Annotated in this window: 24 protein-coding genes and 1 pseudogene; 22 read left to right on the top strand and 3 right to left on the bottom strand. The window is 37.7% G+C overall.

Annotated elements, in window-relative coordinates; genetic code table 11:
• Positions 1 to 96: 96 nt before the first annotated feature.
• Positions 97 to 1,290: an MFS transporter gene (locus tag OZZ83_RS13390; protein ID WP_002308744.1), complete on the bottom strand. Its 1,194-nt coding sequence runs from the start codon at positions 1,288 to 1,290 to the stop codon at positions 97 to 99.
• Between the two features lie 223 nt (positions 1,291 to 1,513).
• On the opposite strand from OZZ83_RS13390, the gene OZZ83_RS13385 reads away from it, so the two are divergent.
• The 8 genes from OZZ83_RS13385 (at position 1,514) to OZZ83_RS13350 (ending at position 8,849) form a co-directional block, all read left to right on the top strand.
• Positions 1,514 to 1,891 carry a MerR family transcriptional regulator gene (locus OZZ83_RS13385; RefSeq protein ID WP_002302962.1) on the top strand — a complete coding sequence of 126 codons (378 nt, stop codon included), beginning with the start codon at positions 1,514 to 1,516 and terminating at the stop codon, positions 1,889 to 1,891.
• Positions 1,892 to 1,910: 19 nt separating this feature from the next.
• Positions 1,911 to 2,792 (top strand): LysR family transcriptional regulator, encoded by an 882-nt coding sequence (locus OZZ83_RS13380; RefSeq protein ID WP_002346022.1) that lies wholly within the window; start codon positions 1,911 to 1,913, stop codon positions 2,790 to 2,792.
• A gap of 248 nt (positions 2,793 to 3,040) precedes the next feature.
• Positions 3,041 to 3,361 (top strand): LPXTG cell wall anchor domain-containing protein, encoded by a 321-nt coding sequence (locus OZZ83_RS13375; RefSeq protein WP_002308746.1) that lies wholly within the window; start codon positions 3,041 to 3,043, stop codon positions 3,359 to 3,361.
• A complete protein-coding gene (locus OZZ83_RS13370) occupies positions 3,358 to 4,017 on the top strand; it encodes a WxL domain-containing protein (protein WP_002308747.1) in 660 nt (219 codons plus the stop codon). Before OZZ83_RS13375 ends, OZZ83_RS13370 begins: the two co-directional genes overlap by 4 nt.
• A 41-nt stretch (positions 4,018 to 4,058) precedes the next feature.
• Entirely contained in the window at positions 4,059 to 4,733 is a 675-nt protein-coding gene (locus OZZ83_RS13365) for a WxL domain-containing protein (RefSeq protein ID WP_002308748.1), read from the top strand.
• A gap of 13 nt (positions 4,734 to 4,746) precedes the next feature.
• Positions 4,747 to 5,763: a DUF916 and DUF3324 domain-containing protein gene (locus OZZ83_RS13360; protein ID WP_325066093.1), complete on the top strand. Its 1,017-nt coding sequence runs from the start codon at positions 4,747 to 4,749 to the stop codon at positions 5,761 to 5,763.
• Between the two features lie 13 nt (positions 5,764 to 5,776).
• A complete protein-coding gene (locus OZZ83_RS13355) occupies positions 5,777 to 7,513 on the top strand; it encodes a hypothetical protein (protein ID WP_002346017.1) in 1,737 nt (578 codons plus the stop codon).
• A gap of 76 nt (positions 7,514 to 7,589) precedes the next feature.
• Positions 7,590 to 8,849, top strand: a complete 1,260-nt coding sequence (locus tag OZZ83_RS13350) for a GHKL domain-containing protein (protein ID WP_002346016.1) — start codon at positions 7,590 to 7,592, stop codon at positions 8,847 to 8,849.
• A gap of 52 nt (positions 8,850 to 8,901) precedes the next feature.
• Here OZZ83_RS13350 and OZZ83_RS13345 read toward each other — a convergent pair whose 3' ends face one another.
• Positions 8,902 to 9,651 (bottom strand): LytTR family transcriptional regulator DNA-binding domain-containing protein, encoded by a 750-nt coding sequence (locus OZZ83_RS13345; protein WP_002346015.1) that lies wholly within the window; start codon positions 9,649 to 9,651, stop codon positions 8,902 to 8,904.
• Positions 9,652 to 9,770: 119 nt separating this feature from the next.
• Positions 9,771 to 10,916 carry a helix-turn-helix transcriptional regulator gene (locus OZZ83_RS13340; protein ID WP_033612178.1) on the bottom strand — a complete coding sequence of 382 codons (1,146 nt, stop codon included), beginning with the start codon at positions 10,914 to 10,916 and terminating at the stop codon, positions 9,771 to 9,773.
• 206 nt (positions 10,917 to 11,122) lie between these two features.
• Between OZZ83_RS13340 and OZZ83_RS13335 the strand changes: the two genes are divergently transcribed.
• The 14 genes and pseudogenes from OZZ83_RS13335 to OZZ83_RS13270 form a co-directional block, all read left to right on the top strand.
• The gene (locus OZZ83_RS13335) at positions 11,123 to 13,327 is read left to right on the top strand and encodes a glycoside hydrolase family 3 N-terminal domain-containing protein (protein WP_325066092.1); all 2,205 of its coding nucleotides are present in this window, start codon (positions 11,123 to 11,125) and stop codon (positions 13,325 to 13,327) included.
• Positions 13,328 to 13,342: 15 nt separating this feature from the next.
• Positions 13,343 to 14,689 (top strand): PTS sugar transporter subunit IIC, encoded by a 1,347-nt coding sequence (locus OZZ83_RS13330; protein WP_002346012.1) that lies wholly within the window; start codon positions 13,343 to 13,345, stop codon positions 14,687 to 14,689.
• Complete coding sequence (locus OZZ83_RS13325; protein ID WP_002346011.1) at positions 14,689 to 15,603, top strand: ROK family protein; 915 nt, start codon at positions 14,689 to 14,691, stop codon at positions 15,601 to 15,603. Before OZZ83_RS13330 ends, OZZ83_RS13325 begins: the two co-directional genes overlap by 1 nt.
• Positions 15,587 to 16,954 (top strand): glycoside hydrolase family 1 protein, encoded by a 1,368-nt coding sequence (locus OZZ83_RS13320; RefSeq protein WP_002308762.1) that lies wholly within the window; start codon positions 15,587 to 15,589, stop codon positions 16,952 to 16,954. The genes OZZ83_RS13325 and OZZ83_RS13320 overlap by 17 nt, the downstream gene beginning before the upstream one ends.
• 4 nt (positions 16,955 to 16,958) lie before the next feature.
• The gene (locus tag OZZ83_RS13315; RefSeq protein WP_002346010.1) at positions 16,959 to 17,924 is read left to right on the top strand and encodes an alpha/beta hydrolase; all 966 of its coding nucleotides are present in this window, start codon (positions 16,959 to 16,961) and stop codon (positions 17,922 to 17,924) included.
• Between the two features lie 37 nt (positions 17,925 to 17,961).
• On the top strand, positions 17,962 to 19,518 hold the full coding sequence (locus tag OZZ83_RS13310) for a DUF5597 domain-containing protein (RefSeq protein WP_002346009.1): 1,557 nt from the start codon (positions 17,962 to 17,964) through the stop codon (positions 19,516 to 19,518).
• Positions 19,487 to 21,199 (top strand): DUF4091 domain-containing protein, encoded by a 1,713-nt coding sequence (locus OZZ83_RS13305; RefSeq protein ID WP_002346008.1) that lies wholly within the window; start codon positions 19,487 to 19,489, stop codon positions 21,197 to 21,199. The genes OZZ83_RS13310 and OZZ83_RS13305 overlap by 32 nt, the downstream gene beginning before the upstream one ends.
• 316 nt (positions 21,200 to 21,515) lie before the next feature.
• On the top strand, positions 21,516 to 22,553 hold the full coding sequence (locus OZZ83_RS13300; protein ID WP_025476903.1) for a phosphate/phosphite/phosphonate ABC transporter substrate-binding protein: 1,038 nt from the start codon (positions 21,516 to 21,518) through the stop codon (positions 22,551 to 22,553).
• Positions 22,554 to 22,577: 24 nt separating this feature from the next.
• Positions 22,578 to 23,330 (top strand): phosphonate ABC transporter ATP-binding protein, encoded by a 753-nt coding sequence (gene phnC / locus OZZ83_RS13295; protein WP_002308774.1) that lies wholly within the window; start codon positions 22,578 to 22,580, stop codon positions 23,328 to 23,330.
• A gap of 11 nt (positions 23,331 to 23,341) precedes the next feature.
• Positions 23,342 to 24,139 (top strand): phosphate/phosphonate ABC transporter permease, encoded by a 798-nt coding sequence (locus tag OZZ83_RS13290; protein WP_002308776.1) that lies wholly within the window; start codon positions 23,342 to 23,344, stop codon positions 24,137 to 24,139.
• On the top strand, positions 24,139 to 25,026 hold the full coding sequence (locus OZZ83_RS13285; RefSeq protein WP_002346006.1) for a PhnE/PtxC family ABC transporter permease: 888 nt from the start codon (positions 24,139 to 24,141) through the stop codon (positions 25,024 to 25,026). The genes OZZ83_RS13290 and OZZ83_RS13285 overlap by 1 nt, the downstream gene beginning before the upstream one ends.
• A gap of 26 nt (positions 25,027 to 25,052) precedes the next feature.
• Positions 25,053 to 25,868 (top strand): PHP domain-containing protein, encoded by an 816-nt coding sequence (locus OZZ83_RS13280; protein ID WP_002308779.1) that lies wholly within the window; start codon positions 25,053 to 25,055, stop codon positions 25,866 to 25,868.
• A gap of 93 nt (positions 25,869 to 25,961) precedes the next feature.
• Positions 25,962 to 26,456, top strand: coding sequence for a GNAT family N-acetyltransferase (locus OZZ83_RS13275; RefSeq protein ID WP_002346005.1), 495 nt, complete (start codon positions 25,962 to 25,964; stop codon positions 26,454 to 26,456).
• A gap of 347 nt (positions 26,457 to 26,803) precedes the next feature.
• A pseudogene (locus OZZ83_RS13270) lies at positions 26,804 to 26,979 on the top strand (polysaccharide deacetylase family protein); the annotation flags it as partial.

Here is a 26,979-nt window from a genome sequence, read left to right as displayed (position 1 = left end):
CGGAAACAGTGTCTCATGTTTTTGATTTGGCTGGTCTTATTACCGCAGATGCAAGCTTTTGTCACACCTCTTTCTTGTCATTTACAGAAGCAAATGTCAATGCTGCAAGCTTTCCTTTAATGCTGTAACACCAGTAAGAGTTGTCAAGACCAGCAGACTGACTAGGTAAATACCACTCAAAAACAAGATTACGGCAGTTAAACTATAATGATCCATCAAGAAACCGATGACGATAGAAGAAAAACCACCAACAGCTCGTCCAAGGTTCATAATGAAATTATTCGCCGTCGCGCGGATTTCTGTTGGATACAAACTACTAATCACTGCGCCATATCCACCATACATGCCATTGATAAAGTAGCCGACTATCACAGCGGCTGCTACCAAACTCCACTGGCTATGGGCTAACACAAGTAGATAGACAGATAAGGATGAACAAATTAAAAACAGAGAAAAGGCTAGTTTAGGCCCCAATTTATCCATGATCATGCCAAAAGTCATCATCCCCAAAGACATGCCTAAAATAGTACTGACCATCCACAATGAAGATCCAGAAACCGAAAGTCCTAATCGATCTTGCATAATCGAAGGCAGCCAATTCATTAACCCAAAATAGCCGGCGATTTGGACAGTCACCATGATACTAAGGCCACATGTTTGCCAAGCAAGATGTTTGGATTCAAACAGTCTGCTAAGTTTGGTTTTCTTTTCGGCGGATTGTGCAGATTTGAATTCCTTTGGTTCAGTCAAGCCGCGACGAATCAACAAGACCATCAACACCGGCAGTACACCTACGACATACAACATCTTCCAACCAAACGTTGGAATGATCACAGCGGCTAAAATCGCAGCCAAAGCCGCACCGACCTGCGCACCAATACCAGCAACCGAAGAAGCTCGTCCAATTTGTTTTTTTGAAAAACTTTCGGAAATCAAGGACATACATGCCCCATATTCTCCTCCCGCTCCTACACCTGCGATAAAGCGAAAGAGATAAACCAAGTAGATGTTTGAAGCAAAATACATCAATAAAGAAGCAATCGAAAACAGAAGGACTGTTTGAGAAAATACTTTCACACGTCCATATTTATCAGCTATGATGCCAAAAAAAATACCTCCAATGAGCATCCCCAAATTAGTGATCGTTGAAATGAAACCCGCTTGCGTACCACTAATATGAAAAGAAGTAATCATTGAAGATAATGAAAAAGCTAAAAACATAATATCCATATTCTCTAAAGCAATTCCCGCCGATGTCGATAATAATACCTTTCGCTGATACGTTGTCATTTTTATACCCCTTTTCCTAAAATTTCCCTAAATTGTTAAAAGTATATCCAAAAAAGAATAAAAAAACAAGACTTTTTTATTTGAAATAATACACAAACAACCGATATAGATAATCCAGCTTAGTTTTAATAGAAATGAGTATTGACTTGGAGTACACTTAAAGTTGTAGAATAAATAAAATACATAAATAAAGTGGCAAGAAATTAAGAGAAAGAGTGATCAGATGAATATCAAACAAGTCAGTGAAGAAAAGGGCATTTCGGCCGATACATTGCGCTATTATGAACGAATCGGGTTGATTCCACCAGTTAATCGGACAAAAGGCGGAATCCGTGATTATACAGAAGAAGACCTAAAATGGGTCGACTTTACGATCTGTATGCGAAATGCCGGATTATCGATCGAGTCTTTGATTGAATATATTCGCCTATCTAGCGAAGGAGAAGCAACTGTATTTGAGCGGCGTAAGCTTTTGATTGAAGAAAGTGAACTTTTGACGAAAAAAATTGCTGAAATGCAAGAATGCTTAGAACGTTTACAAGGAAAAATCAAGAAATATGATCGTGTGTTATCTAGAAATAAAATGGAATGTATCAAGTAAAAAATCAAGGAGCATTACTATGGAATTACGCTTACTAAAATATTTTTGGACAATTGCAGAAGAAGGAACAATCTCTCAAGCCGCAGAAGTTCTACATCTTACACAACCAACCTTAAGCCGACAACTGAAGGAGCTAGAAGAGGAACTAGGAACAGAACTGTTTGTACGCGAAAACCGCAAAATGATCTTGACAGAAGCAGGTTATTTTCTAAAAAGCCGGGCAGAAGAAATTTTGGATTTGACAAATCAAACCACTCAAGAATTCGAGAACAAAAAAAAGCAATTATTCAGCGGACGATTTACGATTGGCTGTGTGGAAGCTGATAATTCGAATATATTGGCACTATTACTAGAAAAGCTGATCCGTGATTATCCCAACGTTCAATTTCATATCCACAGTGGAACAAGTGATGATATCACGGAGCGACTAGAAAGAGGCCTGTTAGATTTAGCGATTTTGCTAGATCCAGTAGATACAGATAAATACGAAACGATTTTATTACCAAGAAAGGAAAAATGGGGATTGCTCATTTCAGAAAATGCTATTTTCGCAAAAAAAGACGCGATAACAAAAGAAGACTTTGCGAATGTACCTCTTTTGATCTCAAAGCGTCCAGAAATACAGCAAATGTTTGCTGACTGGTTAGGCATAAAAAAGGAGCAGTTGCTGATCACAGGAACGTACAATTTGATTTTCAATGTATTTGCGCTAATTGAGAATCAGGTAGGCGCTGCTTTAGTCATAGAAGGTGCTGTAAGTCATCATTCAAAGCGAGTGACATTCGTTCCGCTTGACCCAATGATTGAAACGAACTGTATGCTAGTCTGGAAAAAGAATCGGATTTTATCACCTGTAGTCAATGAATTGATTCACCGTTTCAAAGAAGCTTTTGAACAGTAATAAGTATCTCTAATCGAAGAAATTTCAATACAAAAGCGAGACGTATGACAGTCTTGCTTTTGTATTTTTTCATTTTTAAATCAAAAAAAATAAATAAATTTACATAACCTGTTAAATAAGCGCTTACAAATAAAAAAAGAACGGAAATGAATCAGCTATAATAACCGTTGTTCTGGATTGTAATCATTACAAAGAAATGAAGATTATAACTTTGGAGGTGTTCGAAAAGAAAAATGGGAGGAGCTTTCATGAAAAGATTTAGAAAATGTTTGACATTGGTTTTTGTGTTGAGCTGCTTGATACAACTTTCTGCTTTCAACCAAGTGGTGTTTGCTGCAAGTGAAAAAAGTAGTGTAGGTATCACTTTTGAAGGAAGTGTTCCGCAAAGCTCAACCGATCCATCCGTACCATCCTCACAAGATACCGATCAATCGGCAGATCAATCCAGACCAAAGAAATACCCAAAAACCAACGAGATTCAGCAATCATTTATTACTTGGGGTGGAGTATTTCTTTTAGTAATCAGTTTGTTTTTAATATTTTGGAAAAGAAAGAGGAATAGAGAATGAAAAAAACAATTTTAGCTGCAGCATTAATCAGTACAACACTTTTGGCAGGAACATTAGCTGTACATGCAGATAACCTCAATGAGAAAAGCACTGCAAAGATTGGTTTGACGGCACAAGATCCAGATCATCCTGTAGGTCCAATTGATCCAATCGACCCTGATGATAATCCTCCTTCAAATGATCCAACTGGAAATACTGGGGACTTGCGTATCGATTATATGTCAAAAATCGATTTTGGGAAACAAACGATTTCAGGAAAAACCGAAACATATACTGCTCAAAAACCAGCGTTAACAACCGAAGTCCAAGTTTCAGATCTACGAGGAACTGGTGCTGGATGGAATTTGCAAGTAAATTATGATGCGGAAAAACCAGGATTTACTTCAGAAGATAAAACATTGAGTGGTGCAGAATTGACATTACCAGTTGGTACACCAGAAACCGTGGAAGACAACAGTTCTGCAGCTCCTACTACAAGCAAAGTAGTAGTGAATAATGATGCGCAAAACATCATGTCAGCAGCTGCTAATACTGGTTTAGGGACATGGGCAGATGAAATGGAACCAGGTAATGTCACTCTTAAAGTCCCATCAGGTAACTTAGTGGGTGATTACACAGCTACACTTGTCTGGACTTTGTCAGACGCACCAGCTTAATTAAACATTTATTATGTACAAATAAGGAGAGAATAACAACGATGAAAAAACAAGTATTTTACACATTAGCAGCGACAGTATTGCTATCAAGCTCATTATTAAGCACATTAAACGTACAAGCAGATGAAACAGAGCCAACCAAAGATTCTGCCACTTCTACAGCAAAGATTACATTTACAGGTGGAAATGATGATCCAGTTGATCCATTGATTCCAGATAATCCTGACGACCATGGAACAGGCGATCATGGACCATTATCAATTGACCATGTATCTGATATCACTTTCGGTACACAAGAAATCTCAGCAAGTGAGCAAGTTTATCATGCAGAAAATACAGAAGCCAATGTCCAAATCACTGATAAACGAGGGGTAGAAGGTGGGTGGATATTAACAGCAGCCGCTTCTCATTTTACAGCGGAAGATCATTCAGAATTAAAAGGTGCGGAATTATCATTCAATGGTGGGAAAATCCAAACAACTTCAGATAACACTAGCGAAAACCCAACAGCACACGATGTGGTTTTTGACAATACGGAAGCAAAACCAGTAATGACCGCCGACAGTTTGCAAGGACAAGGTTCATGGGTAGACGTCTTCCAAGGGACTAAAGGAGACAATGATAAAATACAGTTAAAAGTGCCTTCAGGTTCTGTTGAAGCAAAAGAATACACGGCAACGATCACTTGGACACTCACAGCAGGCCCAACTGCTTAGAATGGAGAGAAAAATGAACAAACTTCAATCATTGTTTGTTGCTGCTCTTAGTTTATTAAGTATTGTAGTGATGCCATTGACGACATACGCTGATTCAAATGAATCAGCGTATAGCGTCAATGCAAATATTCCCGACTTTCAAAAAAATAAAAACGTTTCTTACTTTGATTTGCAATTAGATCCAAATCAAAAAAAAGAGATTTCAATCCATTTAGCTAACTCAGCAAAAGAAAAAGCGATTTTTAACGTAGATGTTAATAATGCTGCCACAAACAGTAACGGGGTCATTGACTACGGACAAACAGATTTGAAGAAAGATCCGTCTGCTAAATATGTATTGAATCAGCTAGTCACTCCTAAAAATCAAGAAATTGAATTACAAGCTGGTGAATCCAAAGATGTGACTTTCCAAGTTCAAATGCCAAAAGATCATTTTAAAGGCATCATTCTTGGTGGAATACACATCAGCAAAAAAGATAATGTAAGTGAAAAAGTAGACGGAACAGCAATCCGTAATAAATATGCGTACGTGATTGGTGTGAAATTGCAAAACGATACAGATGCCGTCACGCCCGATTTGAAACTGAACTCAGCAAAAGCTGGTCTGCAAAATTCCTATACGACTGTGTTTGCTAATGTGCAAAATCCAACACCTGGAATCATCAGCAAAGTTAATTTTGATGCGAAAATCACGAAAAAAGGGTCAAAAGATGTTCTTTATGAAACAAAAAAGGAGAATATGTCGATTGCCCCTAATACGAACTTTGACTTTCCAATCAGTTTGAATAAGGAGAAGATCGAAGCTGGTGATTATACGGTGACGATCGATGCCAACGAAGGCAATACAGATAAAACATGGCATCTGACAACTGATTTTACGATCCAGTCAGAAAAAGCCAAAAAAATCAACAAAGAAGCAGTGACAGAAGACAAAGGAATCTCATATCTCCCAGCTATCATCACAGTCGGAATCTTGTTATTATTGATCATCGCATTTTTAAGTTACAAATTACTTAAACAAAAAAAGTAGGTGAGTCTTTCAAGTGAAATTGAATCAGCCACTAAATAAATTATATGTGTTAGGTTTGCTTTTTATCAGCGCATTCAGCGTGATTTTTCAAAGTACTGAAGTATCGGCAGAGGCAAATTACCCAGAGATTCCAGAGGCAACGATTTTTGATGGATATGTCAAAGCATCGATTTCTTATGACAAGGACCATTCACCTAACTATACTGCAGTTGGAGATACAGTAACTGTTACAACAACTTTAGAGAAGTTAGATGATGGTGTTTTACCAGATAAATATAAACAATCATCAGTTGTTATTTTATTTCCTGATGAAACACAAGGTCTTCAATTGAAAGGAGAACCAGAATTCAAATATGAGCTAGGTGGTTTGGAAGATACGGGGAAATTCGTCGATCCAACGAAGGATTTGCAAACTAATGTGATCTCAGTTTTTAATTTTTCAACAAAAATCCTATACAATGATACAGCGACATATGATGGAAGAATGAAGCAAGTCCCGATATCGAGCACAGAGCTAGATGATGGTCCATATGACGATACTTATTCGTTATATAAATTGTTGGTGGCCAAAGGAAGTAAAGTCACTTTGTCTTATAAAGCAACAGTTACGGAAGAAGCGCTGAAAAACAAACAATTCTCGCTCCATACAGCCATATATGATCCAACAATTGGCGGTGGAGATTTTGACTGGGACCATTTTCTAGCTACATCTATGCCAAGTATCCAAAATTTAGGGATCTCATTTGACGAAGCTACTAAAGACAAAAAAATCGATATAAAAGACGATTCTTCTTATCAAACTACTTTAACCGGTTCTTGGGCTGGTGCAAAGGACGATATCCATCCTGTATTGACGATTGATGGTAAAGAAGTGCCTATTCCAGATGGTAGTTTTAAAGAAGATGGTACATTTGAAATCCCAGTTGACTTGAAGAATGTAGGGAATATTGGAACAAATAATGTCCATATCAAAATTTCTGATAGTAATGGACAAGTCGCGGAAGACGATGCGGCTATTACACTTGTCCAAACATTGGTACCACCACAAATCAAACTCTCTGATTCTTTAGCAAATGCCTCCATCAGTGTGTTTCCAATAGATCAGTCATTGACGATCGATGGGGAATGGAAAGATAAAGACAGTAATGCTGTTTCTTTATTTTATAAGCTGAATGGGCAAGAAAGAGTCTTGCAAGACAATGTCAGCAATACAGCAAAAGACTCATGGCTTCCTTTCTCACAAGAGATTTCTCTCGCTGATCTTAACACTGGTGATAATCAAGTAGAAGTTTATGCCAAAGATGCAGAAGGCCAGTTATCTAATCATGAAAGTTTTAAAATCATATTGAATCAAGGAAACGTCAGCTTTAAATCGATCAATCCGGAGATCCAATTCAATAACATGGTTATTTCCGGTACCACTGTTTATTCTTCACCACAAGCAACTGTTGGGGTAGTTGTAGAAGATACGACAGGAATTCCGAAAGATTGGCAGCTTAAAGTCAAACAGACCACATCTTTTTCTGACGGAACAAGAGATTTGCCTGCGCAATTGACCTATCTGAATGGGGAAGAAAAGCTGTCAATCAATGATAGCTCAGCAGTGGATTTGCCAGTCGTTCAAAACAATGCTACGGATTATTCTCTGCAACAAGATGCGAACCATCAATTCCAGTTAGCTGTTTCACCAGGCGCTTATACTGGTGAATATCAGTCACAGTTGGAATGGACGATTGAAAGAGTACCATAAAAAATAAGAAGGGGAAACGTGGCTGTTTTTCCTTCTTATTTTTGTTATGATAGGGGCGAAAGGGTGGAGTTAGTTGATGGAGTCAATCATGTTTGTTCTCATTGCTTATCTAAATTTGTTTATTTGGATGAGTCTGTTGTTTAAAGGAACGTCAAAGTGGCGATTCCTCTTGTTTTATTTGGGGCTAATGATAGCTAATATGTTCTTTGTTCCATACACATTCGTTTTCTTTGCAATCGCTTATGTTGCAATGTGTTGGTTTTTATATCTTTTGGTAGAAAATGTTTTTTTATCGATCTTATTACAGAATTTTTTATTGAATGTGGTAGGTATTTCCTTTTTCTTAGCAATCGATATTCCAAGGTATTTGGGATTTTATACTAGCTATTTGAATCTTTCAGTAGAATTAGTACTAGCAGCTGGTTTATTTTTGCTGATCAGAAAAGCAGATCAAAAGTATGATATATTCGATTATTTTAGTGGCTATACGAAAAAACTGAAAGGCTTGACGATTTTATCTGTTGTGATTTATGTGCTGATTTACATCTTTCATTTAGGTATTAGTTTTTACTCGTTGGATTATATCCTTACTTCGATCATCACGCTTTTATATAGTATTTTTTATACTGCTTTTTTTATTGTCTTTATTATATATAAGAAAAAGTTCCAAGTGATCGAACTTTATTTGAAAGACAATCAGGAGACAAAAGAATACTACGAGAAATTAGATGATTTCCGTCATGATTATTTGAATTATATTTCTGCGTTGGAATACAGCTTGATGAATGACAGTCAGGAGAATTCTATTAAACTATTGAGCCATTTAAAGGATTATTCTTTAGAAGCGATCGATGATGCGAGACACAATCCCTTGAAGCGAATCAGTGATCCGGCAGTACGCGGGCTTTTTTATCATTTTATGGAAAGAGCCAATCAGTCTGGCATTTCTTATGATATCCAAGTTCTGAATATCATCAATAATATCAAAGCAGATTATATCGATGTTCTTCGTCTTTTATCTATTGCACTGAATAATGCCATTGAACATTGTGATGAAACAAGAAAAGAAGAGCCAATCAGTATTACGATCAATCAAACAAAGGAGCGGTTTTATTTCAAAATCGAGAATCCTGCTGATATGTCCTCAACAAGCTTAGCTAAATTGATGAAAAGAGGAAGCTCAACGAAAAAAAATGGGGGACTCGGTCTTTATAACTTTTCGAAAATCACGGATAAGTATCTGAATGCCAACTATGGAATCAAATATTTAAAGCGTACGAAAATGTTTGTCTTGGAATTGGCGATTTATGAGAAGTCAATCAGTAAAACTGTATGAATAGCTACCAAAGTGGAATAAAGAAGTTAAAAACGGGCAGGACAGACATGTCCTACCCGTTTGTTTGTTTTATTTGGTCAATATGGCGTAACAATTTTTTTACACTAGAAGAACTTAAAAGAAGTGTATCTTTATTTTTGAAATGGACTTCCATCATTTGTTTATCTACTTCTTTGATATTGAATGGGTTGATAGAAAAACTCTTCAAATCATTAAAGAAATGATAGCATTGGAATTTTTGTTTGATATTTTTCATTTTATCATGAATAACGAAGTTCTCATTTGTTCCATAAAATTCCAAGGTGGAACGAGAACCATTGATTGTTGAGATATAATTGACTTCATCTGGTGCAATCAAAAAGACCTTTGTGGCGCCTTGCAGTTCAATGATAGAGGAAGATTGTTTTTGAGCTTCCAATTTTTCTAAAAGTAGCTGTTTCAATGATTGTGCAACTTCTTCTAAGTTTGATTTATCAAGATAGCGATCTGGGCGAATCTGCTGATTAATGATTTCTAATCCGCGTGTATTATCGTTTGATAGAAAAATAATCGAGCATTCTGGATTCTTGTTCCGTATTTTTTTAGCAAAATCAATGCCACTATGCAATGTCTTTAAATCAATGTCGATAATAAACAAATCAGAAGAAGAAAAGACCAGTGTATCTAAACGCTTATAAATCGTTTCCAACTCGCTGCTCGGGTATATTTGAAGAGAGAGGGCACTTAACTCTTTATGTTTTAGTAATTCTTTCTTCAATAATTCCTGATGAAACAAGTTATCTTCAATGTAGTAGATTTTCATGGTTCGATTCCCCTAAGACAGATTTCATTACGATTAGTATAACAGATTTTTTCTATAAATTTCATCATATAAATGATATTTGTTTTTTTATTAATCAGAAAATATGCACTTTTATCGTTTTAATGGACGGAATAAGCATAATGTTGGTCGCGGTATTCTCTTGGCGTAAGGGAAGTTGTTTTTTTAAAGACCTGAATAAAATGGCTTTGACTTGCAAATGAAAGCAGTACGCTGATTTCTTTATAGCTCTTGTCCGTAAAAAGCAACAAATGTTTACTTTCGTTGATCTTCCGTTCTTGGATGTAGGAATGGATCGTTTGGCCCATTTCTTTTTTGAATAAAGCAGAAAGATGTGTTTTGTGCTTGTCAAATGTCTCAGCTAGTTCGTCAAGCGTTACACGATCGTAAATATGGCTGTCTATATAATTGATTAGTTGCTTGACTAGCATGGATTTATCGGCTAGAGGTTGCTGATGGATCAGTTTCATGAAACGATAAGTCGCCTCTTTCATATAAGTGTGCCATTCATTAGAAGAATGGATACGGAACAAGCCTTGGATCAAAGCATCTGATAAACTAAAGGCCTGATTGATGGGGACTCCTTCATCAATACTGATACGTGTCAGTATGGCAACAAAAGCAGAAAATTTCAGCTTCAAACCTTCTAATTCATTTTCGGATAACTCGACATGATACGTTTCTTGCATCTTTTTGAATAACCAATCGATCTTTTCTGGTTGATTCCGTTTGATGTATTCTGTGTATCGAAGCTCGAATTGATAAGAATCAAAAGTGGCTTCTTGCATCCGTCGGTCGTATAGACTGTCCTCCAACCGTTGATCTGTGGTAGAGCGCTGCTTGATTTCTTTTTGGTAAATCCAGTGCAATTCCTCTTTTTCCAATAATTGGTGTGTTAGAAAAGCGTAGGTAAGCTGAACGAATTCTTCAAATGCTGCAGTTGTTTCTTTCGTATAGTGAATACCGTAGTGATAGACATGGTCTTTGAATAGAAATGTGTCGGGAGATTCTCCAATCATGCCGCAAGGGCCGATCAATAAGGAATAGGGTTTGCTGTCTGTCATAAAATCAAGCTTAGCAAACATAAAAGGAAAGTGATTAAATAAACATACGGGCTGATGTTCTTTCGGTGAATTGAATGTTTCCATGATGGGATGGACATCCCATGAAATCTCCGGATAGCAAACTTTGCCGCTTGAATCAAATAAAACCATGGGAATCAGATATTTTTTGTATAACAAATCCATTATTTTAGAAATCGCTGTCTGTTTCAATTATTTTCCTCCTGTCTATCCTTTTTCTTCCATTGTAACGCAAAAATAACATATTGAATATTAAATTTTTCAGGTATTTTCCTTCTATTTTTATATAAAGTCTTCTTTTGTTGTATAACAAATAAAATTTTATCGTTATAATTAAAAATGTAAAAACGGTTACAAAAAAGGAGAAACTAATGGATGAAAAACAATTAAAGCAACTAGCCGATTCCTTGACAATAAAAGAAAAAATCGCACAAACAGTCCAGTTGAACGGTGACTTGTTTACTGATAGTGATGTGATGAATACTGGACCAACAAAGGAGTTAGGTTTTCCTGATGATTTTGATTTAAGTCAGATTGGTTCCATTTATAATATCAATGAACCCGAAAAGCTAAAAAAAATCCAAACAAAAATAATGGAAGAAAGTAGTAAAAAAATCCCGCTCCTCTTTATGTCAGATGTTATTTATGGTTTTCGTACCATTTTTCCTATCCCACTAGCACAAGCGGGATCGTATGATTTTGATTTGATCCAAAAAGCTGCACAAGAAACAGCAAAAGAAAGTTACTTAAGCGGACTACATGTTCTATTTTCACCCATGCTTGATTTAGTAAGAGATCCTCGTTGGGGACGGGTGATGGAGTCTCCAGGAGAGGATGTATATACTGCAAAAGAGTTTGCTAAACACGCTGTCCAAGGGTACCAAGGAGACGATCTCCAATTGATTGACAAATACCGTGTTGGTGCATGTATCAAGCATTTTGCAGGATATGGTGCCCCAGAAGCTGGACGGGAATACAATACCGTCGATATGTCCAACCAACGTCTCTTCAATGAATACCTTGCACCATATCAAGCGGCAGTTGAAGCCAATTGTCTACTAGTCATGACCGCATTCAATGTTTTGAATGGTGTGCCTTCTACCGGTAATCGCTGGCTGAACCGGGAGATTCTACGAAAGAGGTTCGGCTTTAACGGTGTACTGGTCTCTGATTATGCGGCTATTGAAGAGTTGCAAGTACATGGCTACACGAAAGATCAAGCAGACTCAGCTAAAAAGGCGTTAGAAGCGGGTGTGGATTTGGATATGATGACTTCTGTCTATGCCAATTCTTTAGAAAAATTAGCAGAAGAAAACAAAGAAATCTTGCAATTGTTGGATGAGGCAGTGTGGCGAATCTTAGTCTTGAAGAACAAACTTGGGTTATTTGAAGATCCGTATCGAGGACTTGAAGAAGAGAACACAGGAGAAATATTGACGGAAGAATCGAAAGAAGTAGCAGTCAAGCTAGTCGAAAAGAGTTGTGTCCTCTTGAAGAATGACGACACACTACCATTAAAAAAACATCATAAAATCGCAGTTATCGGACCTTACAGCAAAAGTCGCCTGACAATTGGGTTCTGGGCCTCTGTAAGTGGTAAACCACAAGATAGTATCCCACTCAAAGATGGACTAGAACAGCATTTTTCAAAAGAACAGCTGCTATTTGCAAAAGGATTCAACTTGTTTGATTCCTATGAACCATTTGGACCGTTAAAAGCCGGAATTGAACAACTGAATGGAACGATTGAGGACGAGGAAACATTGATCCAAGAAGCATTGGAAACTGCTGAAAAATCTGACGTGATTTTGCTGACGATTGGTGAACAATTTTTAGAAAGTGGGGAAGGAGCTTCTAAAACCAACCTTCGATTACCTGAAAAGCAAAAACGTTTGATCAAAGCGTTAGCAGCGTTGGATAAACCAATCGTAGGGATTTTATATACCGGACGTCCGCTGGTCCTAACAGAGATCGAACCTTATTTTTCTAGTTTGCTGCTCGTTTGGTATCCTGGAACGATGGGAGGCATCGGTATTGCCAATCTTCTTGCGGGGGAAGCTGTGCCAAGTGCTCGACTTAGTATGACATTCCCACGGAGTGAGGGGCAGATCCCGATCTATTATGCACATGCTTCAACTGGTCGACCTTTAGAAACAAGTACGCATTCAACCCGTTTTGTATCTAAGTATATTGACGAATCTAACGAGCCACTGTTTGCTTTTGGTGCCGGGAAAACATATGGAAAAGTTGAAGCAAACTGGCAGGAGATACAGGATCAAGAAGATAAGCTGCAATTTGTTTATGAAGCAGTTAATCATTCAGCAACACCAATAGAAACAGTTATCCACATTTATGTAAAAGACAAGACAGCCTCTATTGTGCAACCAGTCAAACGGTTGATTGCGAGTCAAGTCGTTTCCATACATGCAGATGAGAAAAAATTGATTAACTATACAGTATCAAAAGAAGCACTTATGTTTTATAACAATCAAGGGGAAAAAATTTGGGAGTCTGGCGAATTTACTTTTTCTCTCTCAACAGTAGATTCAGAAGAGGACCGTACAATTCAATTATAAAAAAGGAGAAGAAAGATGGAAAAATTAGAACAGTTTTTAAGTAGCAGACTATTGCCTATGTCGGAGAAATTACAAAAGAACAAAGTGTTAGCCGCATTGATGGAAGGGTTTATCCGAACAAGCCCAATTACATTAGGGATTGCCTTCATTACGATTATTGGAAATTTCCCTTTTCCTGGCTGGATCGATTTTTTGAAAAATGTGGGGATTTTTCCTCATGTGGAAGCAATCACTAATGGCGCTACAGGTGTTTTCTCGTTGTATGTCGTATACAGTTTAGCTTTCTCTTATGCAAAACAATTAGGGACCAATGAACGGAATGCATCCATCATCTCTTTAGCAAGTTTCATTATGCTAATGCCGCAATCCGTCATGACAACTGTTACACAAGACGGCAAAGCAGTTGAACAAGCTGTCGGTGCGTTGCGATTGGATTATCTGGGCGGTCAAGGATTGTTTATCGGTATGCTTGTTGCTTTGCTCATTACCCGTTTCTATGCCTTCTTAGCTAAGAAAAATATTATGATCAAATTACCGGAAAGTGTGCCGCCAATGGTCACACAATCTTTGTCACCAGTATTTGTCGTTACAATCATTTTTGTTGTTGTATTTGCGTTGCGAGTATTGTTTGGTTTGACACAATCAGGAACGATTTTCCAATTCTTTATTGACGTAATTAATGCTCCATTGAATTCTTTAGTAGCAAGTCCGTTATCAATCATCATTATCATGGAATTATTAGCTGTTTTATGGTTCTTCGGTATCCACAATGCTGTTTTGCAAGGACCTTTAGGCGCAATCAGTATGACAATGGTCGTTGGGAACATTGCTGCCTTCCAAGAAGGAAAAGCATTACCCTATTTAATTCCATCTGTTATCTACATGGGGATGTACGCAGCTGGATTTATGGGATTCGTGACATTTTTCATGATTAAAAGCAAGTCAGCCAAAATGCGACAGTTAGGTAAATTATCTTTCGTTCCATCCTTATTCAATGTGACAGAACCATTGATGTTTGGGATGCCGATCATCTTGAATCCGATTTTCTTTATTCCGCAAATCTTTACACAATTGATTGCAGGATTCGTTACATGGGGATTAACCACTACCATATTGCCGATTTCTTTGAATCCGACGATGTCGCTATTACCTTGGACAACTCCTACATTTGTGAAGATGCCTTTATCAGGCGGACTGAACTACACGATCCTGATGGTTATTTGTATGGCAATCGGTGTGGTGATGTGGTACCCATTCATTAAGATCGCAGATAAGAAAGAACTAGAGTTAGAAGCGGCGCTGGAAAAAGAAGAAGCAGAAACGAAATCAGAAAAAATCATCAATGCAGAAGTCGAAGCATAATGAAGGGGAAAAGCATGTGGACCTTAAGTATCGATATCGGTGGAACATATATCAAGTCAGCTTTAATAATGGATACGCAAATAAGAGAAAAAAGACAAATAGAGACACCAAAAACAGATAAGGACAATTTTATCCTTGTCCTTGTCGAATTGATCCGTTCTTATCAGCAGCTCGAACCCATTGAATTTGTCGGATTTTCTGTTCCTGGTGCGGTAAAAGAAGCGTCAACCGTCTTTTTTGGTGGTGCAGTCGCATGTCTGAATGAAGTCAATTTAAAGCAAGAAATAGAAAAACAGCTGCCCGTTCGTGTATTTGTAGAAAATGATGCGAAAGCTGCTGTATTGGGAGAAGCAAGTTTCGGTCATTTAAAAGGGATTGAAAATGGTGCAGGAATTATTCTAGGAACAGGCGTCGGCGTTGGACTTTTGCTGGATGGGCAGGTGAGAAAAGGGCCGCATTGCCAAACTGGAGAAGTTAGTTTCTTGATACAAGATCGTGGGATAAATGGGGCTGAATCATTTGCAGGGATCAATTTGTCAGCTGTTCGATTAGTAGAAGAACTGGCAAAATTATTTCAGTGTGAGCCCAAAGGACCTCTTGTATTTGATTATTTATATCAAAAAGAAGATGAACAAGCACAAACTTTATATCGCACATACTGCAATCAAGTAGCGATTCTCTGTTTCAATATCCAATGTTTGTTGGATTTGGACAAAATGATTATTGGCGGTGGAATCAGCAAACAAAAAAGGCTGATTAGTGATATCCAGAAAAACTATGAAGCCATCTTTTCTGTGTCGCCGATGATCGAACAAACGATTACGAAAATGACGATAGAAGCTGCCGCCTTTGAGTCTGAAGCAAATCTGATTGGTGCAGCGAAAGGAGTACGATTGAATGAGATTTCCAACTGATTTTTTATGGGGAGCTTCCACTAGTGCGTATCAGACAGAGGGAGCTTGGGATGCAGACGGTAAAGCGCCGTCTGTTCAAGATATGAAAGAAATACCTGACGGAACAAGCGATTTCAAAGTGGCGGTAGATCATTACCATCGCTTTGAGGAAGATGTTCGTTTATTTAAAGAGCTAGGATTAAAAGCTTATCGGTTCTCGATTTCTTGGAGTAGAGTCATGTCTAATGGAAAGGTTAATCCAAAAGGGCTAGAGTTTTATAAGAAACTTATTGCCTTATTGAAGGAAAATGAGATCGAACCAATCGTGACGGTGTTCCATTTTGATTTGCCTTATGAGATCCATGAAAATGGAGGCTGGGAAAATAGGGCGACGATCGAAGCTTTCGCCGATTACTGCCAGCTGCTTTTTGACACATTCGGTCAAGAAGTAAACTATTGGCAAACAATCAATGAACAAAATGTCATGGCTTTAGCTGGATCGATCATTGGTACAAGTAATAAATCAATGAAAGAAAAGTTTCAAGAAAACCATCATATGCTCGTTGCTCAAGCACTGGTCACGAAAAATTACCATGATGGGAATTATCCAGGAAAGATCGGACCCGCGCCGAACATTGCCAGTGTATATGCTGCTTCTGATAAACCAGAAGACCAGTTGGCTGCAATGAATATGAGTGCTTTAAGAAACTGGTTGTTTTTAGATGCTGCGGTTTATGGTGTCTATAACCATAATGCCTGGAACATTTTGTCAAAAATCAATGCTTGTCCTGAAGTAACAGAAGAAGACAAAAAAATCATGTTAGAAGGTACATGCGATTATATCGCTTTTAATTATTACAATACCATGACTGTGTCAGCCTATTATCAAAAAGAAAACAAGATCGATCAGCAATCGGGCTTTGGTATCCCCGGATTCTTTCAAGCGACAACGAATCCACATTTGCCAATGACTGAATTCGGCTGGCCAATCGATCCAGAAGGGTTCCGTTATACGTTAAATGAGATCTATTCAAGATATCGTCTGCCGTTATTGATAACCGAAAACGGAATAGGAGCAAAAGATCAATTAACAGACGATGGAAAAATCCATGATAAGTATCGCATTGACTACTTGAAACAGCATATCCAGCAAATGTATCTAGCAATGGAAGATGGTGTAGAGGTGATTGGTTATTGTCCGTGGAGCGCGATCGATTTGATCAGCACCCATGAAGGAATCGAAAAAAGATACGGTTTTATTTATGTTGATCGAACAGACGATTCTTTGAAGACGTTGGATCGTTATAAAAAGGATAGCTTTTATTGGTACCAAAAATTGATTGCTGAAAATGGATTAAATGAAGAGGAGTAAGCCTATGCAGATCGATACGATGACTATTGACAACGAAGCCAATACGACTCTAACGGTTTATCTTCATGAAGAAAAGCCCGAATTTCACCGTATTGACAAACGTCCGTTCATACTAGTGATTCCAGGAGGAGGATACGGATTTTGCAGTGAAAGAGAAGCAGAGCCGATTGCATTAAAATTTGCTGCTGAAGGCTATCATACAGGTGTGCTGCGCTATCACGTTGGAGAACACCGTGATTTCCACAAAGCACTGGCGGATGCAGAAAAAAGCATGGATCTGATTGCCTTACTAGCTGAAAAAGCAAAAATCGATCAAACCAAAATTGCAGTGATCGGTTTTTCAGCCGGTGGGCATTTAGCCGCGGCTTTGTCTACTTTGTCCGATCGAAAACCAAGTGCTTGTATCCTTGCTTATCCGGCCATCTTAAGCTCCTTTGCAGAAGCGATGAAGATCCAGGCTCCTTCTTTGGAAATGTGTGTGACACCGCAAACGCCACCTACTTTTTTGTTTTCTACATTCGAAGATAATGTGGTGCCTATCGAGAATTCTCTTTTGTATTTAAGAGCATTAGAAGAAAACAATGTACCATTTGAAACACACATTTTTCAAAAAGGAAAGCACGGATTATCATTAGGAAATAAGTGGAGTGGAAATAGTGAAGAGATGGTGGACCCTCGTTTTGCCAAGTGGTTTGAGCTTTGTATTGAGTGGCTGGAAATCATTTGGACACAAGCAGCTGCGGAAACTACGCAAAAAATCGAAGACATTTGGCAAGTACCAATCAAAAATTTATACGCCATTGAAGCCAATCAATCGATCTTACTTGAACATCTGCCATTTTTATCCGATAGAAGTAGGTTCAAAATCATTCGAAGTTTGTCCTTCAACCAGCTGTGTGAGGTTTCGCCAGAGAAATTTCCAAAAACAAAGATCAGTCAATGGGTAAATGAATTGACTTGGTACCATTGAACTTTCCTATAAAAGAATCGATAATCGGAGGAAACAAATGAAATATGAAGTAATCAAAAAGAACAATCGGTTCTATTTTCTCATGGATGAAAAACCCTGTCTTCTCTTAGGCGGAGAAGTGCATAATTCAGCAGCTTCTACGGTGCTTTCTATGGGAAAAAATATTTGGCCATTTGTGAACAATCTCGGATTGAACACCCTGCTTGTACCTGTTTATTGGGAAAATATCGAGACAAGTCCGGGAATATTCAACTTTGATTTGATAGAAGCCCAGTTACAAAAAGCGGCTGAAAGTAAGATCAAGTTGGTTTTTCTATGGTTCGGTTTATGGAAAAATGGTTTATCTACTTATGTTCCTTCATGGATCAAGACAGATACAGAAAATTATTTTAGAGTAGTCAACCAAAAGCAAGAGCAGTTAAACTGTATCTCACCGTTTTGCACGAAAGCAATTGAAGCAGATTGTCGCGCATTATCTAGCCTATGTCAATTTATCAGTCAGCATCCGCTGAAAGATCAAGTATGCATGATGCAGATCCAAAACGAGGTCGGCTGTCTTGAAACGGCAAGGGATCACTCTAGAAAAGCACAGCAAATATATGGATCCGCACTTCCAGAAAGAATCCGAGAATTATATCCTCGAGCAAAAAACTGGCAAGAACTTCCAGAGGAAACATTCATGGCCTATGCCTTTAGTCATGCACTGGAAAAGATGGCAATAGAGGCAAAAAGATGGTTAGATATCCCGTTGTTCACCAATGCTTGGCTGCATAAAGAAGGAAAACGCGCAGGCGACTATCCTAGCGGTGGGCCTACAAAAAATGTATTAAACGTATGGGCAAAAAATGCACCTAGCTTAACGGCTTTTGCTCCAGATATCTATGAAGAAAATGTTCGGGAAATCATTCAAGATTATCAAATGATTGATCAACCTCTTTTCATACCAGAAACAAGAAAAGATCTAAACTATCTATCCAATTGTTTCTATGCATTTGGGAAAGGAGCACTTTTGTACTCTCCTTTTGGAATCGAAGATCTTCGAAAAAGTTCGGAAGCTATAATAGACGAGGATCAGGCTTTCTTGAAACAGTTAGGATTAGACCAAGCGGCTTTTGATCCGACAGGAAGTTTGCCTTATTTTACTAAGTGTTATCAAATAATCAAAGAACTAACCCCATTTTTAACGGATGAAACACTCAAGATCCATTCTTTTAAAAAGGAAAAGGACACGACGTATCAGTATCAAGATGAAAATTACCGATTTTTGATCAAATATTTAAGTAAAGACAAGAAAGAGCAGCTGAACACTGCCGGTCTCTTTTTTCAATTAGAAAATGATTATTTTTTTGCTGGGTGCAACTTTGCGCTATTCCACGAAGCAGTAGATGAAGAGCTGCGTTCAGAAATTTTGAATTTTGAAGAAGGATACTTTGAAGGAAAAAAATGGATCACAGGGCGTGTTTTGAATGGGGATGAGCGCTATAAGCCGTATATCGGTAATATGCCTAAAATCATCAAATTCTCTTTATATACCTATCCGAAAAAAGAACAGGAGGTTGTCCATGAATATCTTGCTGACGAACGAAACCTTTAAACCATCTACAAGTATGCTTGCCCAAGAACCGGAACCACTCGAAAAACTATCTGTTTATCGAAATAGTACAGCCGCATTTCATTTATTGCTACATGATGGGAAGAAAAATCATTACAGCTTAGACAATCAATTTACGATTCCTGACGCGATTGAAATACCTATATACCGGATAGAAATCAACTCGGAACTGCCAATCAAATCGAATTTTATTGAATATTATTGCGGAAAAGACGATATTTTCTATGGGGATAAACTGTTGGAAGAAAACGCACATACTTATTCTGGCGATCGCTTTGCTCCTATTTATGTAGAAATCCCGGTTGATCGTCAACAAAAATCCGGCATCTATCCGATAGATATCACGATTTATCAATCAGGGATAACGACAAAAGAAACAGTCATCGGACAGAAACGATTAGAAGTAACTGTAGAAGCCTTTACGTTCAGTGATAAAGTAACTGATTCTTTCCATTTAGACATTTGGCAGCAACCTTCTAATCTTTCTCGTACATTCCAAGTGCCTCTTTGGAGTAATCAACATTTTGAACTGATTCAGACAATGGCTTCAACCTTAGCTGAGTTAGGACAAAAAACGATTACAGTCATTGCAGGAGAGATTCCTTGGAAAGGATGGTTCAATTATATTGTCAAAGATTTCCCAGCTAACTTGTATGAATACTCAATGGTCAAAGTCCTCAAAACAAAAGAAGGAAATATCCAGTGTGATTTTTCAATTTTGGATAAGTATTTAGCTTGTTTTTTTGAAGCAGGAATCGATAAAGAAATCGATGTGTTCGGCCTTTTAGGTGTTTGGCAGCCGCCCTTCTTTCCTTTGAATAAAGCAGTAGAACATCCAGAAAAACTTGTGATCCGTTATTATGATGAGGAAATGCAGCAAATGGCATTCATCGAAAAACAAGAAGAGCTCAGAGAATATTTCCAGCAATTGTTTACCTATTTCAAGAAAAAAAACATTTGGGACAAAGTTCGTCTCATGGCAGATGAGCCAAAAGCACATGAAATCGATACGTTTAAAGAAGCTGTCAAACGTCTAAAAGAAATCGAACCAACGTTGCAGTTGAAAGTGGCATTTGACAAGGAACCAGTCTTACAAGCCTTGATTTCAAAAATCGACTATCCAGTCACATCTTTTTATTGTACTTGTCAAAACCATGGATGGCTGAAGGAACAATTTCCTGGAAAAACACAATATTACATCTGTAATTATCCAGATAAACCAAATACATTCTTACACAGTCCATTGACAGAAAGCCGGTTACAAGGCGCATTAGCTTATTATTTTGGAACGGATGGACTGCTGAGGTGGGCATATAACTGCTGGCCGGAACATGCAAGAGAAGATATCCGTTATAATACTAGTTCACTTCCAATTGGTGACTTGTGCTTAGTCTATCCATCTGTCTCTGGCAGCCTGCTCTTGTCTCTTCGCTATAAAGAACTGTATCGTGGTGTAGAAGATTTTTATCTGCTAAAAGAAGCGGAGAAAATAAACAAAACAAAAACAGACCAGCTTCTAGCTGATTTTCTTGGAGAGGAAAAGCCAGAAAATTGGATGGAAAACAGCCATCAGTCTGTGCAAACATTATTCAATCAATCGTATCGTCAATTCGATCAGTTAAGAAAGAAATTGATCGCAATTATCACAGGTACTTCTCTTTAATCAAGTAAGAGTGAATGAAAAGCATGACCTGCATGTTGCAGGTCATGCTTTTTTTAACCGAAATAGGAAAGAATCCGTCGTAAAAATATTTCCAGCACAGCGAGTTTTGTAAATCTTTGTTTAAAGCAGTTTAGGACTAGCCAGCCGAAAAGAGGCAAAGAACCTTATTCCTGCTTAGATAAACTTTTTGAATAGAGAAATCACGTGTTTACATAGTTTTTACAATCTTTATTTGAATTAAGAAGGATACAAATTAGAACTTTACAAATAGAAGGTACACTAAAGATGTAGCAAATAAATAAAAGGAGCATAAGATATGTTTGAGTTGAAAAAAATAGAAAAAACAATGGTGCGTATAGTATTAATAGCAACACTAATAGTGTTAGCAGGTTGTCGTTCGTCCAATCAGACAGTAAGTGGTAATCAAAACCAATCTTCTGATACGATCAAAATTGCTTTTTACCCTAATGAATCTGCTGCAGAGTTTGAACCGGCAAGAGAAGCGGTAAAAGCGGTGATTGAAAAAGCTACAGATAAGAAAGTCGAATTAGTGACAAGTACAGATTACAACGTGGTCGTGGAATCTATTGCAAATGGACAAGTAGACTTAGCTTATATGGGTGCAGAAGGTTATATCGAAGCAAACAAGAAAAATGAGCAAGTAGAAGCCATCTTGACCAATTCTGGGCCAAGCGGAATGCTGGAAGACGCGTTATATTACAGCTTTTTAGCGGTGAAACCAGAAAACAGCAAAGAGTATGAAGAAACAGGTGGCTATACGATTGATCCAATCAAAGACAAAACGATTTCTTTCGTCACGAATACCTCAACTTCTGGTTTTACTGTACCGAGCAACAAAATCGCTGAACATTTTGATTTAAAGAATACAGATGATTTTATTATGGATGGTCTATTCTTTGAAAAAGTGTTGTTTGGTGGGTCTCATCAAGGATCGATGATCAATTTATTAAAAGGTGACGCGGATGTAGCTGCTTTTATGAATATGCCACAATATTTTGATGTGATTCAAGGAGAAGAAAACAAGCCAGGAGTCATTTACGAAGTAAAAAAAGATGCTCAAGCTCCTTTTGACACAGTGCAAGGGGAACAAGCACAAGTCATTCTTTCCATACCAGTCTTGAATGGACCAATTGCAGCAAACAAAGAGACGTTGTCTGAAGCAGATATCGATAAGATCATCGAAGGAATGACTGCCGATAGTACGGCTGAAAACACAGCTATTTTTGCACCAAAAGATGCTGATGTCCCAGGGATGTTCACAAAAGAAGGAAATGAGCGATATGTGGAAGTCACAGATGACTTTTACGATGAAATCAAAGAAATGAAGAAATAAGAAGAAATTGGAAAGGACAGCCAAATGCTATTAGAAGTAAAAAATATTACAAAAACCTATCCAAACGGAAATCAAGCATTGCAGGATATTTCATTTTCACTTGAAAAAGGAGAATTTGTTTCAATCATCGGACCATCTGGGGCGGGGAAATCTACTATCTTGCGTACGATCAATCGATTGATCGAAGCAGATAGTGGGAGGATCTGCTTTGAGGAGAGGGAAATGAATGAACTGAAAAGAAAAGAACTGCGAAAGAAAAGAAGACGTATTGGTATGATTTTCCAGCACTATAATCTTGTCAGTCGTCTTACCGTAATCGAAAATGTACTGCATGGCTGCTTGGGTTATAAAACAACGCTCGGTGGAGCTGCTGGGCTTTATCGAGAAGCAGAAAAAGAACAGGCTTTTGATCTTATAGAAAAGGTCGATCTTTCGGCATTTGCTTACACTCGATGCGACGAATTAAGTGGTGGACAAAAGCAGCGGGTCGGAATCGCCAGAGCACTCATGCAAAATCCGGCACTAATCTTATGTGATGAACCAATAGCTTCTCTTGATCCAAAATCTGCTAAAACAATCATGGATTACTTAAAAAGAATAACCAATGAATTGGCGATTACGTGCCTTGTCAACTTGCATCAAGTGGAAACAGCCATCGATTATTCCGATAGAATCATTGGAGTGAATAGTGGAAAAATCGTATTTGAAGGAAGACCGTCTGAGTTAACAAAAGAAAAAATAGAAACGATCTATCAATCTAAAAAATTATTAGTGTAAAGGATGAGAGAATGGAAAAGATAAAGGCAGAAAAATTTTTCAGACAACAAAAAAGATATCGCTTGTTTTATATTTTGCTGATTGCTTTTCTTTATTTTATTTCAGCCCATGGCGTTGGATTTCAGGCAGGAACAGCTTTTTCTACTATACCAAAAAGTTTTACCTGGCTATTCTCCAACTTTATTCCGACAAACGATTCTCTAGCCTATTTATCGATCATCGTGTCTAGACTCATCCAGACGATACTGATGGCAGTGACTGCTACGACATCAGGTGCTGTAATTGCCTTGATAGCAGCTGTGATTGGTTCAAGAGAAATCGGGTTGAATCGTTTCACAAAAGTGATGGCTAGAGGCATGGCGAGTTTTTTCAGAAATGTCCCTATCGTCGTATGGGCAATGATTTTGTTGCTAAGTTTTAAACAAAACGAATTTACCGGCTATTTGGCGATTACTTTTACGACATTTGGTTATTTGACCCGTTCCTTCATGGAAACAATCGATGAAGTATCTGGCAGCGTCATTGAAGCGATGATGGCATCAGGAGCTTCCTATTTGCAAATCATTTGGCAAGGTGTTTTGCCGATGTGTTTGAATCAGCTCCTTAGCTGGCTCCTTTTTCTAATTGAAAATAATATTCGGGATGCTACGCTAGTCGGGATACTGACAGGAACTGGTATTGGTTTTTTATTTGACTTTTATTACAAAAGATTCCAATACGATGTAGTCGGAATGGTTACGCTGACTGTCATTATCGCAGTTATCGTATTGGAGACGACTTCGAATACAGTAAGGAGGATGATCCGCTGATGATGGATTATCAGACAAATGAAACGAATGCCATACTTAATCCAACCTCTTATTCAAAAGTGGCATTTAGGAAAAGAAATCAAAGAATAAAAGTAAAACTATGGCGTCAAGAACGGATCATTGTAAAGCTTATGCTCCTATTTTTATGTTTGGTTTCTGTATATACGGTAATCACGATGGATTACGGGAATGTCAAATTAACAGAAGCAGTTTCTGCTTTTTTTTCCAATATGTTCAATATTTTCTTACGTCCACAGTTATCTGGAAGATTTACGGCGTTCTCTTTAATAGAAAGCCTTGGTGTAACGATTGGGCTCTCTGTTTTAACAACGGTGATTGGTGCTTTTCTTGCCTTCTTTCTCAGTCTGTTAGCTTCCAGAAATTTAAGCAGTGGCTTTCTTTCCAATATGATAAGAGGGCTGATGTCGTTTATTCGAGCAGTTCCCACAATTTTATGGGTCATGATTTTTTCTATTTTGATTGGATTAGGAGCGAATGCAGCAGTTATCGGGATGTCTTTTCACAGCATTGCTTATTTGACAAAAGTTTATTCTGAAAGTATCGAAGAAATGGGATCTGGTATGATTGAAAGTTTGAAAGCATGTGGAGCAAGCTGGTGGCAGATTGTTTTTCAAAGTGTTCTCCCTAATTGTTTTACGACGTTGCTTTCTTGGACATTCATCCGGTTTGAAATCAATTTTACAAATGCGATCGCAGTAGGAGCTGCAGCTGGTGCAGGAGGATTAGGCTTTCAGTTGACGATGGCTAGTAACTTTTATTTTGATTTTCGAGAGATTGGTGTAATGGTCTATATGATCTTGACGATTGCTGTATTGCTAGAATTCATTTCTTTAAAATTAAAAGAAAAGTATATAGTCAAAACATAAATTTTTATAGAAAGAGGAGAACGGGAATGAAGGCAGATTTACATGTGCACAGCTGCTATTCGAATGGATTTTTTCATCCAAAAGAGCTCTTGTCTTTAGCAACAACTCAAGAAGTAAACCATTTAGCCATCGTGGATCATCATACATTCGCAGGGATAGAAGCAGTAAAAGAAGTATTCTATGATTCACCTGTTAATTTGATTGAAGGAATCGAAATTAGTGCCTTTGACTTGAAAAGACAAAAAGATGTCCGCATATTGGGCTATAATCTTTCAAATCGGAGCTATATTGAGCAGTTGTGCAGACCGTTACTCCATTTTCAAACAAATCAAACTTTATGTAAGTTAAAAAAACTGCAGGCAGAAGGCTATCGTTTGAAGGAAGAAGAACTTTGGAAGGAAGCAGAGACGGCAACTGCACTTTATCCTTGTCATTTATATCGTTTATTGAAAAAAAGAGGTTATGGTACACAAATGAATCCTCTGTTTTATCAAAAACTCATGACGACAGAAGAAGTTTCTGATGATCGAAAAAAAATAAATGTATATGATGCCATAGAAGCAATCAAATACGGCGGAGGATTGACTGTTTTAGCATGTCCAGGGAAATTTGACAACTATGATTTGATTCCTGAACTCGCTTCATTCGGGATTGATGGTTTGGAGAAATATCATCCAGCTCATCGCTTAAGAGACCTTAAAGTCCTTTCAGAGTTCATCCAAACCTATCACTTTTCTTGTTTCGGAGGTTCTGACTTTCATGGGATAAGGGGAACTGCAGGATTCGGCAGGACCTTGATTACAGATACGCGAGAATTTCCCGACCAACTACTCTGTAATTGAAAAACAATTTTTCAGAAAAATATCAAAAGATGATTGAAGCAAGGCAGGATAGTGATATAATAACCTCAATTACGTATGAGGGGATTGTGAACAATGATCAACTTTTCTTTATCACAGATCCAAGATTTGCCTAGAATCGTAGAAATTTATAACCAAGCGATTCCTACTCGCTTATCTACAGCTGATTTAGAACCAGTAACAATAGAATCGAGACAAGCATGGTTTGATGCTCATCAAACCAAAGAACGCCCGTTGTGGGTCATAAAGATCGATCAAAATATCGTAGGATGGCTGAGCCTTAGCGATTTTTACGGGAGACCAGCTTATGCAAATACTGCAGAGATAAGTATTTATATTGATTCAACTTATCGAAAACATGGCTTAGGACAAAAAGCATTATCCTTTGCTGAATCTCAACTGAAAGATTGTAAGATCGACACACTTTTAGCTTTTGTGTTTACTATCAATCAAGCGAGCATCAAGCTGTTCCAAAAAAATGGATTTGAGCAATGGGGGCATTTACCTAAAGTTGCAAATATGGATAATCAACGGATTGATTTAACTATCTTAGGAAAATCTTATGAATAACAGCTAATGACCGCTTTTAAGTGTTTTTTACACTTGAAAGCGGTCATTATCATAGAAGGTTTCAATTGAAAAGTGTAAAGTGTGGTTAAATTTTTTGAATTATCATAGTATTCCATCAAAATACAGTAAAAAAAAGACATGTTTATCTCATATGTCATTCTTTTTTCATTTATCCTAGTATCAATGGGAAATAGCAGAAAATTCTAAAGAAATGAGAGCCCTTTACTTTAGGTTGAGTGTTATCAAATGTTGATTTTAAAATAACCAACGATAATAGAGCAATAAAGTAGCAAGAAATTTGTTTTTTGAGAAATTCTGCGAAAATAAGGGTTAAAGGAAGAATGTGTATGCCAAAACGGTCTTTTTTAGTTATTGGAATTATTGCTTTGCTAGGTATTTTATTTTTCGAAGTCACTTCGGTCGCATCATTGATCAGCGAAGAGAAAGGAAAAGTAACTTCATCGGAACGCTCATCACAATCTTTCAAACAATCAGAACAATCAACGAATAAAAACAAGTCGAC

Origin of the sequence: Enterococcus sp. E5-162 (genome assembly GCF_035725965.1) — a bacterium.
GTDB classification, from domain to species: Bacteria; Bacillota; Bacilli; order Lactobacillales; family Enterococcaceae; genus Enterococcus_B; species Enterococcus_B lactis.
This window is presented reverse-complemented; position numbering and strand designations above follow the sequence as displayed.